The 12,939-nt window shown below is 61.1% G+C and carries 15 protein-coding genes and 3 pseudogenes; 8 read left to right on the plus strand and 10 right to left on the minus strand.

Annotated features, from left to right (window positions below; all coding sequences use genetic code 11):
* Window positions 1-844: 844 nt before the first annotated feature.
* Complete coding sequence (locus F3J14_RS13720; RefSeq protein ID WP_166723445.1) at window positions 845-1,747, minus strand: ferritin-like domain-containing protein; 903 nt, start codon at window positions 1,745-1,747, stop codon at window positions 845-847.
* A gap of 154 nt (window positions 1,748-1,901) precedes the next feature.
* Between F3J14_RS13720 and F3J14_RS35670 the strand changes: the two are divergent.
* Window positions 1,902-2,345, plus strand: a pseudogene (locus F3J14_RS35670) (cation:dicarboxylase symporter family transporter); the annotation flags it as partial.
* 214 nt (window positions 2,346-2,559) lie between these two features.
* On the opposite strand, the gene F3J14_RS13730 reads toward F3J14_RS35670, so the two are convergent.
* Window positions 2,560-3,147 carry a TetR/AcrR family transcriptional regulator gene (locus tag F3J14_RS13730; protein WP_166723446.1) on the minus strand — a complete coding sequence of 196 codons (588 nt, stop codon included), beginning with the start codon at window positions 3,145-3,147 and terminating at the stop codon, window positions 2,560-2,562.
* A gap of 164 nt (window positions 3,148-3,311) precedes the next feature.
* Between F3J14_RS13730 and F3J14_RS13735 the strand changes: the two genes are divergently transcribed.
* From F3J14_RS13735 to cynR, 4 genes are all read left to right on the plus strand, one after another.
* Window positions 3,312-3,560, plus strand: a complete 249-nt coding sequence (locus tag F3J14_RS13735; RefSeq protein WP_166723447.1) for a hypothetical protein — start codon at window positions 3,312-3,314, stop codon at window positions 3,558-3,560.
* Window positions 3,561-3,685: 125 nt separating this feature from the next.
* Window positions 3,686-4,165, plus strand: coding sequence for a DUF1348 family protein (locus tag F3J14_RS13740; protein WP_047851177.1), 480 nt, complete (start codon window positions 3,686-3,688; stop codon window positions 4,163-4,165).
* Between the two features lie 495 nt (window positions 4,166-4,660).
* A complete protein-coding gene (locus F3J14_RS13745; protein ID WP_166723448.1) occupies window positions 4,661-5,308 on the plus strand; it encodes a hypothetical protein in 648 nt (215 codons plus the stop codon).
* Between the two features lie 423 nt (window positions 5,309-5,731).
* A complete protein-coding gene (gene cynR, locus F3J14_RS13750; protein ID WP_166723449.1) occupies window positions 5,732-6,619 on the plus strand; it encodes a transcriptional regulator CynR in 888 nt (295 codons plus the stop codon).
* Here the strand turns inward: cynR and F3J14_RS13755 are convergent.
* From F3J14_RS13755 to F3J14_RS13775, 5 genes are all read right to left on the minus strand, one after another.
* Entirely contained in the window at window positions 6,598-6,996 is a 399-nt protein-coding gene (locus F3J14_RS13755; RefSeq protein ID WP_166723450.1) for an SDR family oxidoreductase, read from the minus strand. The genes cynR and F3J14_RS13755 overlap by 22 nt on opposite strands.
* Window positions 6,997-7,068: 72 nt before the next feature.
* Window positions 7,069-7,326, minus strand: a complete 258-nt coding sequence (locus F3J14_RS13760) for a DUF4148 domain-containing protein (RefSeq protein ID WP_166723451.1) — start codon at window positions 7,324-7,326, stop codon at window positions 7,069-7,071.
* A gap of 220 nt (window positions 7,327-7,546) precedes the next feature.
* Window positions 7,547-8,026, minus strand: a complete 480-nt coding sequence (locus F3J14_RS13765; protein WP_010808884.1) for a DUF1348 family protein — start codon at window positions 8,024-8,026, stop codon at window positions 7,547-7,549.
* Window positions 8,027-8,171: 145 nt separating this feature from the next.
* A complete protein-coding gene (cynS, locus tag F3J14_RS13770; protein ID WP_124657387.1) occupies window positions 8,172-8,642 on the minus strand; it encodes a cyanase in 471 nt (156 codons plus the stop codon).
* 61 nt (window positions 8,643-8,703) lie between these two features.
* Entirely contained in the window at window positions 8,704-9,363 is a 660-nt protein-coding gene (locus F3J14_RS13775; protein WP_059463702.1) for a carbonic anhydrase, read from the minus strand.
* A 152-nt stretch (window positions 9,364-9,515) separates the two neighbouring features.
* Here F3J14_RS13775 and F3J14_RS13780 point away from each other — a divergent pair.
* Both F3J14_RS13780 and F3J14_RS13785 read left to right on the plus strand, forming a co-directional pair.
* Window positions 9,516-9,805 (plus strand): annotated as a pseudogene (locus F3J14_RS13780) (LysR family transcriptional regulator); the annotation flags it as partial.
* Window positions 9,806-9,861: 56 nt separating this feature from the next.
* A pseudogene (locus tag F3J14_RS13785) lies at window positions 9,862-10,032 on the plus strand (DUF2188 domain-containing protein); the annotation flags it as partial.
* Between the two features lie 291 nt (window positions 10,033-10,323).
* Here F3J14_RS13785 and F3J14_RS13790 read toward each other — a convergent pair.
* From F3J14_RS13790 to F3J14_RS13800, 3 genes are all read right to left on the minus strand, one after another.
* Window positions 10,324-10,542: a hypothetical protein gene (locus F3J14_RS13790; protein ID WP_006749916.1), complete on the minus strand. Its 219-nt coding sequence runs from the start codon at window positions 10,540-10,542 to the stop codon at window positions 10,324-10,326.
* A 223-nt stretch (window positions 10,543-10,765) separates the two neighbouring features.
* Window positions 10,766-11,416, minus strand: coding sequence for an NAD(P)H-dependent oxidoreductase (locus F3J14_RS13795; RefSeq protein ID WP_006761159.1), 651 nt, complete (start codon window positions 11,414-11,416; stop codon window positions 10,766-10,768).
* A gap of 300 nt (window positions 11,417-11,716) precedes the next feature.
* A complete protein-coding gene (locus F3J14_RS13800) occupies window positions 11,717-12,022 on the minus strand; it encodes an NIPSNAP family protein (RefSeq protein ID WP_138849498.1) in 306 nt (101 codons plus the stop codon).
* A 257-nt stretch (window positions 12,023-12,279) separates the two neighbouring features.
* Between F3J14_RS13800 and F3J14_RS13805 the strand changes: the two genes are divergently transcribed.
* The coding region (locus F3J14_RS13805; RefSeq protein ID WP_166723452.1) for a GNAT family N-acetyltransferase at window positions 12,280-12,939 on the plus strand (660 nt) is incomplete at its 3' end.

Consider the following 12,939-nt stretch of genomic DNA (forward strand, 5'->3'; position numbering starts at 1 on the left):
GCTTAAATATCTTATAAAAATCAAAGAGATGGGCGAGTTTTGTGGGGTGGGTAACACTTCCTCCATCCCGAGATGTAACAGAAATGAAACGGCAAACGTTTGCGCAGCAGGCATTTATTACTGATTTGTAATGTTCTGATGGATGCTAATTCAAGCGAGCTGGAAAGGCCCATTAATTTATTAATTCTAGATTTTGTTGGGAGTTTGGATTGTATTTTGGCATCCTCTTGAAAATAGAAAAAACACAAAAAGCGGAGCCTCGGGATATGCTGATTTGCGCATCGCACCGGCCGCGCGCGCCCGTGGGACGGGCATCTCCGGTGGTTGGGCGTCATGAAGTTGTAAAAAAGTGCTACGGACACATCGCGCCCCGCAATTGGAACGTCGTTTCGAATTTGTCCTATTGATGGCCCGATTGGACGGGTGTCAGATCGCCCGTCCGGGCCAGGCTTGCAGCCGCTGCCGCTGGAGGAACGGATACGGCGAGCGGGAAATGTCGGATCGTCGCCACAACGACTGGATCCTGCTTCCCAGGGAGACATCCCGCAGGAGGGGAGGTGACGTGCAAATGCATCCGATGCGCGCCGCCAGGCTGACGGTGGCAAGTGGGCCGACGTAACGTCGCGCGTGACGCAACGGATTCGGGCCGCGGTGTGTTCGTTTTCGTCCGCAGGGGGAGAGCAGGCGCGCGGATGGCAACCGCGATCCGTCGATCGGGCGAGTCGGATTGCACCACAGCGTCCGGCCGACGCACGACGCAGCACACCGTTCCGGAGAAGGTGCCTGCGGGCTGCCGCGCGCGCCGGTCCGCGCCGCCTGCAACCCGCGGCCGGGTGCCGCAGCGTTACTTTCGCAGAAACCGCAGCGCGAGGCGCGCCATGCGCGGGACGAACATCGGGCGCAGCAGCCGCTTGTCGTACCCGGCCATCCGTCGGTCGTTCTCGGTCAGGCACAGCGCGATCAGCTCGCGCGGGTTCAGCGTTTCGCCGATGTCGGCGGTGCTCGTCGCCGGGAAGTTCGCGTCGCGCGCGACGCCGTCGGCGTCGATTCCGCGGGCGATGCCGATGCGGTCGCGGACCAGGTGCACCCACACGGCCGCGACGCGCGCGAAGAACCACGGCCGGCGCCACCACGGCAAATTGCGCCAGTACCACGCGTACCAGTTCGCGAAGAACAGGATGTGGCGGCCTTCTTCCTGGATCACGGGCTCGAAGGTGTCGACGAGTTCGGGCGGGAAATAGCCGGAGCGCTGCGCGGAGCGGAACAGGCCGAACGCGAAGAAGCTGTCGATGCATTCGCTGAAGCCCGTCATCATCCAGGACCACTCGGGATCCTTCGGCGCCGGGTAGGGCGGCTCCGGCGCGAGCCGGATGCCGTATGCCTCGACGAGCTTCGACAGCACGACCTTGTGGCGGGCTTCCTCGCCGCCGTCCATCTCGAGTGCGCGGCGCAGCAGCGGATCGTCGACCGTCGCGGCGTAGGTCGCCACGCGGATCGACGCGCGGCCTTCGGTTTGCACCGCTATGTCCCAGATCGGCAGCGACGTGAGCCGCTTGAGTTCGTCGGGCTTGAGTGGCGGCCAGTCGATGACGGCCGGTTTGTACGGGTTGTGCGTATCGAGCAGCATGCGGCAGAACATCTGCCGGTGCGCATCGGAACCGATCCTGACCGGACCCTGACGCTCGAAGGTCCAGTTGCGCATGGCGTGGTCTGCCGCTACATGCTCGTCCTGCAGCGTGTCGGACATGGCTGTTGTTATGCGATTACAAGACGAAAGATTCTTGCATAGCTTGCGTAATCGCGTATTTTCGTGCGAACCCGCACTGCGGGGTTGTCGTTTGTCGCTAAAGCCGAGCGGATCGACATCCAAGGCGAACGAGAGGGCTCCCGTGCGGTAGTGGTTGATGTACTGCACATTTGCCACGCTGTTCATTGCGCAGGCGTATGGCGTTCATCTGTCGTTCGTGCAGCAGTTGTCGATGCTTGCCATCCTGATGCTGACCAGCAAAGGCATGGCCGGGGTGCCGCGCGCCTCCTTGGTCGTCATCGCCGCAACACTGGGCCAGTTCAATATCCCCGAGGCCGGGCTGCTCCTTATCATCGGCGTTGATCATTTCCTGGACATGGGGCGCACGGCGACCAATGTGCTGGGTAATGCGGTCGCCTCGGCCGCGGTCGCGAAATGGGAAAACGTGCTCGTGCCGTCGTCCGCGGATGTTTCGGTCGACGATGCCGGCGGACATCACAAGGACGGGATTCGCTCGGACGAAGAAGGGCATATCCCTGTCGCCAGAAACTGTCGAAGTGGATTCGCGACCGCTATCCGGAAGCCAGGAAATGCGTGATTAGCTCGGCCGGCCGACCAACTGCTTCATTGGTGTCCGAGCAGGCTGCGACGTACGCACTGTGCACACGGGAAGCAAGTGGACAGGCGGTGGCGCGAAAGCTGGACGACGGCAGAGTGCCTCTGTGCAAGTGGAGGAACTGGGTTACTCGGCCCAGAGGCTCTGCATCCATGAAACGCGACACCGGTGTTGATGTCCACGCGGAAAGGACCCGTCAGGCAGCTTTGGACCTGCGCCTTGTTGACGCGCCTTCTTCGATTCTCGCCAGTACACGCTTGCCCGAATCCACCACTGTCGAATCATGTGTCACCTGATAGCGCACAATCATGCCTTCTACGCAGAGCATCGCATCTGCGGCGACGGTAGCAGGCGACTGGAGCCCGAGGCGGCCAGCAAGTTCAGAAATGTACTGCTCAAGTGCGTGCTTGTGGGATACGGCCTGCTGAAGGTGCCCCGGGTCTCCCGTCGATCCGGCTTCGGCGACCACATTGATAAAGGCGCAACCACGGAAGTCTTCCTGCGCAAACCATTCACCTAAGGCATCCGCGATGACGGACAGCTCGGCACGCTGAGCAAAACGAGCCTCCACCTCTTCGACAAACCAGTGCATCCAGAACTCATGACGACGGTCCAGGAACGCTGCAATAAGTTCGCTCTTGGAGGCGAAGTGCCGGTAAAGCGACATTTTTGCGACGCCTGACTCGGCGATGATCTTGTCGATGCCCGTGGCACGGAACCCGTCCTGATAGAACAGGCGCGCCGCGGTTTCCAATATCCGGTCGCGTGCGGAGGGTTGTGACATTTCGGCCCCTTTTTTGCCATATCATGCCTCCATTATGGCAGACAGACCTGTCTCTGCACAGGCGACAAGAGGCACAGAAATTTCTTGACAGACAGACCTGTCTACACCAATATTGAGACAGACCTGTCTCAATCACTCAAGGTCGGTACGTCAAGGAGACTGTCATGTGCCCCTCAGATTGCGAAGTCACTGCCCTTCATCAAGCTCTGCAGGCCGATAAGTCGAATCCGGCCACATGGCGCTGGTACAGCGACCTGATCGAAAACCAACGACTCGCGCTTCGCCTCAAAGAGGACCAGTGGGTCGTCGCGATTGACGGCAGCGACTTTGCATCCGCCGAGGGCCTGTACGCGGCCGTGCGTTGGGCGCACATCATGACGCACTCGGGCGGTTACATCACCTTCGCGGTGTAAGCGAGCGAAGCCCGCCCTGCGCACGGGCTAATCGCCGGACTAAGCGATCGAGAACACGCAGCACTGCTCTTATTCACCCTTCGGCCCGGTATCGGGTCTTCATCACCAGCCACTGAGGTAACGCCATGTCGACCAACACTGAACTCCGCCCGCCGCTTCCGCCGTTCACGCTGGAAACTGCCATCGAGAAAGTCCGTCTCGCGGAAGACGGCTGGAATTCGCGCGACGCCGCCAAGGTCGCGCTCGCCTATTCGCTCGACACGAAATGGCGCAATCGCGCAGAGTTCGCGAACAATCGAGCGGAAGCGCAGGCGTTCCTCGAGCGCAAATGGAAGAAGGAGCACGAATATCGTCTGATCAAGGAACTGTGGGCATTCGGCGGCAATCGCATTGCCGTGCGCTACGCCTACGAATGGCACGACGACTCGGGCAACTGGTTCCGCTCCTATGGCAACGAGAACTGGGAGTTCGGCGAGGATGGCCTCATGCAACGCCGCTATGCGTGCATCAACGATATGCCGATCAAGGAATCCGAGCGCAAGTATCACTGGCCCTTGGGCCGTCGGCCGGATGATCATCCCGGCTTGTCGGATCTCGGCCTCTAATAGCTAGGCTGATCGTATCGCTTCAATTGGAAGCACGCGGGGAAACAAAGGCAACGGTGAGGCAGTCTCTGCGACAACTGCCTCCCGAAGCTTGGTATGACGGAGCAACCCCACCCAGCTTGGGAATTCCAGGGTGTCTCGCTGTCCTTCTCACCTAGCCTGCCCTCTAGCGATTGCTGCCCACTCATGTGGGCAGTAAGCCTTGCAGCCCTTGCTTCTGGAATCCACTGCGTCTCCTCGGGTGGATAACATACGGACTGAATGGCATCCTGTTTGCATTCGGAACGGAGAACCTTGGTGGGAAGGAGCTTCCGCAAACACTAGGCTTCGGCAGCGGGATGGCTCGTGGTGCAGGCTGTGCGAGTGGCAAGGCACCGGATGCGGGATACAGGCGGATGCACGCCCATAGACCCCACTCGCTCTCTCACTCGAATCCAAGGGTGGACCAAAAAGGGTGCATCGGGGCTTTTCGCACGTCTCCACAACAGCCGCTCAATGTCGCGCGTAGCTTTTGCAGACATCGCAAAACAGCAGGATAACGAAATAACGTCGCACAGCGACATTATGGTTGGTGCGTCCAAACTCGTGCAATACGGGTCGCGCCTTGCTTGCGCGGCGCGTTCCACTTCCGAGTCGGTAGAGTTGGTGCCGATCGACTCAATTATGTCAAACGAAAATATTGAATCACCGCTCGACCACTTCCTTGGCTGGTACTCCTCACTGCCGACGGAACAGCAAGAAGTCATCGCCTTGAGTGCGCATTTCATTCCAGGTTTCAACATTGACGTCGCAGAAGCGATCGAAAAGAACAACGCAGCAGTTCTCTTTGCTAATCGTGTTGTGTCATATAGAGACCGTTCATCGAGCGAGCGCTGTGCCGCAACGGTCCTTCACTTGTGCCTCGAACATATCGCGTTTGCTAACCAAGGTACCGGCAATTGGCGTGAGCGACAGGCAGCCCTTCGCGAGTATGCCGACGACTTTGGATATCCGGCGCTTCACGATGCAGCAAACGCTGCACAATTTAAGCACGCGCAGTGGGTGCAAACTCGCAAGAAGTGGAATCAGCTGAAAGCTGGCCCGTTCTCCATTGATGCCATCTCAAACTTTCGGGTCTTCGGTCCAAGTGGAGCCGCCCCCTGAAACGCCGGACACGGTCACCAACCTACGATAACGGGCAGGCATACGACTGTGGTTTTGACCAACACCGTTGTAAGACTCAGGCAACACATCGCCCGGCGTTTCGCCGCCGGGCAAATGAACGATCGAAGATGCGCGCGACCGCACGACACAGAGCGGGAGGTCGATGGCAAGCAGAAAAGGCGGACACGATGGTCGCTCGAACGAAGATCATTAGGAAAGTCTACGAACCAAAATAATTTCCCTCAGCGCGAGCGTACTAACGGCCCGGTTCAGCGTATCCGCAACCCATCGACGACCTCCCTCATGATCGGCTTGGATGCGTGCCTTGATTCGATGGATGAAGGATGGGCGCGAATTTCAATAGCGTCCAAGACTGGTTTGCGATAGATTCGATAGGGATGGCCAATAGGTGAGGGAATTCCCGTGCTGCTACGTCATATCCGTTACTTCCTTGCAGTAGCAGAACAGAAGAACTTCACGCGCGCTGCCGAGGCGCTGCATGTATCGCAGCCCACCTTATCGCAGCAGATCCGGCAGCTCGAGGACACCTTGGGAACACTGCTGTTCGACCGTTCCGGCAGAACCGTTCACCTGACCGACGCTGGAGAAGCGTGGATGCGCTATGCCAAGCTCGCGCTACAGGACCTTGACGCAGGGGTGAGGGCGATACACGACGTGGCGGAACTGAGCCGGGGCAGCCTGCGTTTCGCAGTAACGCCGACCTATACGGCATCCTTGGTCGGGCCGATCGTCGATGGCTTCCACCAACTGCATCCTGGCATCAGGATCGATATTCGCGAACTCACACAGGATCAGATGGAGGCGCAGCTTGCAGACGACAAGCTCGATATCGGTGTCGCATTCCATCCGGCCTTTTCGGCCGACATAGAAAGCCAACCGCTTTTCGAGGAGACGCTGAGCCTGGTGGTAGGCCGCAACCACCCGCGTGCCGCACGCCGCAAGGCACTCACGGGGCCTGACTTTGGCAAGGAGCCGTTGGTCTTGCTGAACGACACGTTCGCGACGCGCCGGTTCATCGATGAGCATTTTGCGCGTCACGCGATTCGACCGCTTGTCGCAATCGAAGTGGATACGATCGGTGCAATCGTTGAGATCGTGCGTCGCGGGCAGCTGGCGACGGTTCTCCCTGATCACATCGCACGCGTGCAAGAGTGCCTACATCCCGTGCCGCTCGATCCCCCTCTGCCAACGCGTACGGCTGCCGTCTTAGAGCGCAAGGGTGCGTATCGCACTGCGGCAAGCAGGGCGTTCTTACAACTGCTGACTGATCAGTTTGGAAAGCCGACGTGACCACCACCGACATCGCCGGCGTTGCGTAGTTGAGTAACTTGCTTTGAAGCTGATGCAGCGCGAGGGGATTGGCCCGCAACAGCGCGTTTTGCCGAGATCATCGACAGGAAGCCCGCTTTTACTGACTCGTCGCCGCCTCGGCAACGATCCGACATTTGGGTGGCGACCGGCCTTGGCGCAGTTGCGTTAGCATGCGAGCCGACCGCGACACCTTCCACTGCTGGGCGCTTAGTCAAACCGTCAGCCGAGTGTTTGCTGGCCGTAGATTCGGCGGTATCGGCAATGCCGATATGGGCTGCGATCGAGGCAGCGTTCACGATCGAATTCTGTGTGATCCTTGCCGCATTGGATGCTGCAACTGACGATCCGCCGGACATAAACACATCGAGGCGACTCGCCCTTTGTGAGGCGGCGTACGACTCGCTTCGTCGCAGCCGCTTGGTCTGGCGTCACGAGCCGTGGAAAACCGTGTCGTTCAGGCGTTGCAGCGTACCGTCCTGCTCGGCCTGGATCAGCTCGTTGATCACGTCGCGGCGGGTCAGTGCGCGCTGGGCTTCCGGCGCCGCGTTCCGCTGGATCAACGGTGCAGCGGAGTGGTAACCCGGTGAAGCCGCTTCTGCGGAAGAGGCAGCAAACGCGGTCGTGGTGGAAGCAGCCAGCGTGAGTGCCGACAGGACGTACGAAATGTGACGGATGCTCTTGTTCATGATGTTTCCCTTTCCTTGTTTCGATATAAATTAAGTGGTACTAACTGTAATGATGTTGCGGTTTATAGTTTCTGCTAGCCGAATCACCGGACGAGATTCGCGCACCGCCCGACAAAACTAGCAGTACCAGTGAACTTCAATACACGCCCAACAATCCGTCGTTCTTCGCAACAGGATCGTCGGGCGCTAATCGCTCACCGCGGCTGTAGCGGTCCGGGCTTCAAAGCCCCAACTCGCTCAGCCCCGGATGATCGTCTGGCCGACGGCCCAGGGGCCAGTGATACTTGCGCTCGGATTCCTTGATCGGCATATCGTTGATGCACGCATAGCGGCGCTGCATGAGGCCATCCTCGCCGAACTCCCAGTTCTCGTTGCCGTAGGAGCGGAACCAGTTGCCCGAGTCGTCGTGCCATTCGTAGGCGTAGCGCACGGCAATGCGATTGCCGCCGAACGCCCACAGTTCCTTGATCAGACGATACTCGTGCTCCTTCTTCCATTTGCGCTCGAGGAACGCCTGCGCTTCCGCCCGATTGTTCGCGAACTCGGCGCGATTGCGCCATTTCGTGTCGAGCGAATAGGCGAGCGCGACCTTGGCGGCGTCGCGCGAATTCCAGCCGTCTTCTGCGAGACGGACTTTCTCGATGGCCGTCTCCAGCGTGAACGGGGGAAGCGGCGGGCGAATCGCTGCGGGTGAAGTCATTTCGGATCTCCTTGTGGGGGATAGCGCATTGTTGGTGCTCGACGTGGAGCGCGGCCCCGTCATCGTGCAACCCGAGAGCGCAAGGCCGCCCGAAGCAAGCGCAGCACCGGTGCTCAGTAAGAATTTTCGTCTTTGCATCATTGGTTCAGAACGGCTTGGTCGGCAGATACTTGCCGTTGAGCGTGATGACGGCACGCTCGCCGCCTTCCGGGTCCGGAACCTTCTGGATATCGAGTTTGAAGTTGATCGCGCTGATGATGCCGTCGCCGAATTTCTCGTGAACCAGTGCCTTCAACGTCGAGCCGTACACCTGCACCATTTCGTAGAAGCGGTAGACGGTCGGATCGGTCGGCACGCCACCCGGAATGCTGCCCCGCACGGGAATGGTTTGCAGCAGGCGCACGGCGTCGTCGTCGAGCCCGAGGCGTTCTGCGACGAGCTTCGCCGCATTCTCCGGCAGCGCATGCTGACCGAGCAGCGCGGCTGTCGTGTATGCGAGGCTCAGGCCCGTGCCTTCGTTGATGGCTTCGAACGTGAGGTTTTTGCGCACCTTCGCGTCGACGATCGTTTCCGTCAGAGCTTCGCGTGCGTTCGGTGTGACTTGCGATTGGGTCATGATGTTGCTCCTTGAGTAAATCAACCTAGTGAGATCGGCAGTCGGTATGACGAGCCGGGAATCAGAGCGCAGCCACGCACTCGGCGGGCGTCGCGGTGACATCGGGATGTGCGGCGAGCGGCACGAACTGGCGAGTCGCGGCGTCGAGCGCGTCGATCGAGCCGGATTCGATGTCGTAGACCCATCCGTGCAAATTGAGGCGGCCTTGCGCAAGTCCCAGTGCAACGGAGGGATGGGTCTTGAGGTTGTCGAGCTGTGCGATGACGTTCTCGCGCACCATCGAGTCGACGCGCTCGCGCTCGCCTGCATGTTCACGCGCCTGGTTGACGAGCTTCGCCGAGTCGGCGTAGCGCAGCCAGTTCGCGACGGCGGGCATATGGTCGAGGCACTTGCACGTTGCGACGGCCGTCATCGCGCCGCAGTCCGAGTGGCCGCATATCACCACATCCGTCACGCCGAGCGCGGCCACTGCATATTCGACGGTAGCCGACACACCGCCCGGCTCGGGACCGAACGAAGGCACGATGTTGCCGGCGTTGCGGATCACGAACAGATCGCCCGGTTCGCGCTGCGTGACCAGTTCGGGAACCATGCGGCTATCGGAACAGGAAATGAACAGGGTGCGCGGCGTCTGGCTGGTCGCCAGCTTGCGGAACAACTCCCTGCGTGCGGGCATGATGTCCCGTTGAAACTTCAGAAAACCGTCGATGATCTCTTGCATGGTCAGCTCCATTCAGTCTGGCGTTCGTCGCCGCGTCGGTCAGTGCGATGCGTTGAACAGAGAATGGACCTGTTGCGTCATAGTGTCCAAGACGGGTTTGTGATGCTAACCATAGGCAAGACCAATTGTTGTCGGGCACGAGGAAATTCGCCGTGCTGTTGTGTGATGTCCGTTACGTCCTGGCCGTCCCGGAACACCGCAATTTCACGTGCGCCGCCGAGACACTGCACGTTTCGCAACCCACGCTGTCGCAGCAGATACGTCAACTGGAAGACATGCTGCGCACTCAGCGGCTAGACCGTTCGGGGCGGAACGTGCAACTCATGGATGCCGGCGCGGCGTCGATGCTCTATGCGAAACCCGTGCTACGGGGTCTGGATGCGGGCGGACGATACATGACGTCGCCGAGCTGAACCGCGGCAATCCGCGCCTTGTCGTAACGTCGAGAGCCGGGACGAGCCCGCGAAGGATCGGTGCAAGCGCCTCGATGAAGGCGATTACGCAGTTCGTCGTCCGAATTCGCAACGGGCAAGTGCAACTGCCACGACGCAACGCGAAGCGATTGAACGTGCACGCGAACTCAACCCGAGCGGCCCCGTGCTGGTGGAGCGGGTGCGTATTACGAGTGCCGGGAAGCCGGACAAGTGGCGGAAGCCCTGGCGCATTTGATGATGGTTCCCGTCAATGCTAGTCCCGCCGACTAGAGTTGTGAGCGGAGGTGGCGTGGGAGGCCACTTTCGCTATAGTGCTCGGCCCATCTTGACGAAAATCGATAGACCGCCACATCTTGGGAAGCATCAAGCCTATTAGCGAGTGCTCGTATTTCTTGTCAATTCAGCGGCTTTTGCTCAACTTGTATGGAAAAATGAAGCGAGCAATCACGGCAAAGTTTTTTGCAAGCCATTGATTTTATTCATGTATGCCGCTCAACTTTATTGACAAACGATAGGGGCGCTGCGCTCAGGCCTGCGTGTCGACCCAGAGGCGTCCCCAGCGGGACGCATACGCGAGCGCGTGTTCCTCTTCGAAGAAGAAATCGATCGCGTCGAACGACACGGCGCGCGGCGACGGGCCGCCGCTTGCCTTCTCGATCGTCAGGTTCGCGGCGAACAGCCCGTTCGGCAACCGGGCGGCGGCGGGGGCGACTTCGTAGCCCTTGTAGCGGATCGTGCGGTTCATGGCGTACGCATGGAGGATTCGGGCTTTCAGCGTACGAAAACCCGCCGCCCGAGTGAACCAATCTTTCGGCCAATGCAAATCACGTGGCGGGCCTGATCGTTATCGGGGCGGGGAGCCGGCATGAAGCAGGGGCGTCGGCGCGGTGCGCGCCGGCGCTTCGGACACGCGCCGCCCGCGCGCGGCGAACGTCGTCGGCCGGGCGCGGGCGGCGGGAAGACTGCGGTCAGTGGTTGGCGATCTTCAGCACGGGGGCGAGCACGTCGACCGATGCGGCATGCGAGGCCGCGCGATGCGACGCGAACGCGAGCGCGAATTCCGCGGCTTGCGAGCCGACGGTCTCGAGCTGCGCGACGACCTTTGGATCCGAGCAGGTGTCGGCGCTGTCGAAACGCGTTTCGAGCGTGTTCACGGTGGCGCCGAACGGCGTCGGCCAGCCGCGCAGCGCGTGGACGATCGAACGCAGCGACGTCAGCACGGTGCCGGCCGCCTGCCAGCCGTAGGCGGTGACGATCAGGCCGACCGCGCGGCCGTCGAGATACGGACGCTCGTCGGCGCGCAGTTCCTCGAGCGTGTCGAGTGCGTTCTTGACGAGGCCGGATACGCCGCCGTGATAGCCGGGCGTCGCGATGACGATCGCATCGGCTTCGCGCACGGTGTCGATCAGCTCTCGCTGTGCGTCGGTCAGCGTCTTGTGTTCGGGGGCGTAGTGCGGCAGCGTATGCAGGAACGGGCCGTCGAACAGGCGCGTGCGTGCGCCGGCGGCTTGCGCGCCGCGCAGCGCGAACGACAGCGCGCGCTCGGTCGACGACGCGGCCCGGGTGGTGCCGCCGATGCCGACCACGAACGGGCGGCGGTGTTGATCGAATGCAGTCAAGGGGCGCTCCTTGGGATGGCTTGCCCGGCTAAGCACAGGCTTAAAACCAGATGGTAACGACCCCGCCGCCACTCTGAAAACGACTTTTCGTTCTATCGATATGCCGTGCACGCGGGTCGAGCGTGCGCGCGGCGACGCAGATGGATAGCAGAAATGCTTGGTTGGGACGGCGTGCGGCACTCGATAAGATGGGCCCGTCTCCTCCATGATGTCTCTACTGACATGGGTTGGCCCCGCCGCGCGGATGCTGGCGGGGCTTTTTTTCGTCCGCCGCCGGAAACGGGGCGCGATGCACGGCGGTTACTCGAACACCGGCCGGAAGAAGCTGCGCTCGTAGCTGACGATGCAGCGCGTTTCCTCCGCGTAGCGGAACGCGGCCTGGCAGGCCGGATCGTCCTTCGAGCGTTCGCGGTAGCGCTCGTACTCGGCGAGGCTCGGGAACGAGAACATCGCGAGCGCGATGTTGCTGGCGCCTTCGGATGGCAGGAAGTAGCCATGATGCGTGCCGCCGAATTGCTCGACGAGCGGAATCCACATCTTGCCGTAGGTTTCGAACTGCTCGAGCTTGTACGGATCGATGACGTAGCGAAGGAAGCAGGTGACCATGAGCGCGCTCGGTACGGTGGGGGAGCAGCGAGTCTGGATGGAGTCGTCGCACGTGTCAACGACGCACGCGACATTGCTTGCGCGAACAACGATCGGCGTTCTTTCATGTGTTCTCGACGACGCACGCGAAAGCCGCGGCACGCATCGTCGAAACCGTCTCGCCCGCGCGCGTTTCCCCAAACTTTTACGACATTTTTTCTTGCGACGGCGGCCGGCGCGCTCATAGACTTCGGGCATCCCAACCACGGAGTATGGCAATGTCGATACCCTGGAACGCGACCGCCGAACGGTCCCCTGCCGCGCCGCCTTCCGTGTGCGCCGATCGGGTGATCGTCCGGCGTTTCGATCCGGCAGTAGACAGCTATGCGCAACTCACGCCGATGCTGCATCGCGCATTCGCGCGGCTCGGCGCGATGGGGCTGAACTGCACGTGCGTCGACCAGGACGAAGATGTCACGCGCCGCCGCGCGCAAGCAGGCGAGTGCTACGTCGCCGTGTGCGGCGGACGTGTGATCGGCACGGCCACGCTGTATGCGACCGATCCGTCGTCGGCCTGTTCGCTGTATCGGTGCGAAGGCGTCGCGAGCGTGCGGCAGGTGGCCGTCGATCCCGACTGCCAGAGCCGCGGGATCGGCGCGTTGCTGCTGTCGTTCGCCGAGCAGTGGGCCGCGTTGCGCGGCTATACGCTGCTCGCGCTCGATACGCCGCATCCCGCTTCGCACCTGCTGGCGTTCTACGGCGCGCAGGGTTTCGAGGTCGTCGACACGATGCGCTTCGCCGGCAAGCGCTACGACAGCGCGATCCTCTGCAAGCGGCCCGTCGCGCGCTTCGCGCGCCGCGTGTCGCCGGCGTCGCGGCTGGCTGCGCGCGTGGCGGCCGTGCGGCGTCTCGCGTATGCGTTGCCGTCGCGCGTGGCC

The organism is Burkholderia sp. Tr-862, from assembly GCF_011753085.1.
GTDB classification, from domain to species: domain Bacteria; phylum Pseudomonadota; class Gammaproteobacteria; order Burkholderiales; family Burkholderiaceae; genus Burkholderia; species Burkholderia ambifaria.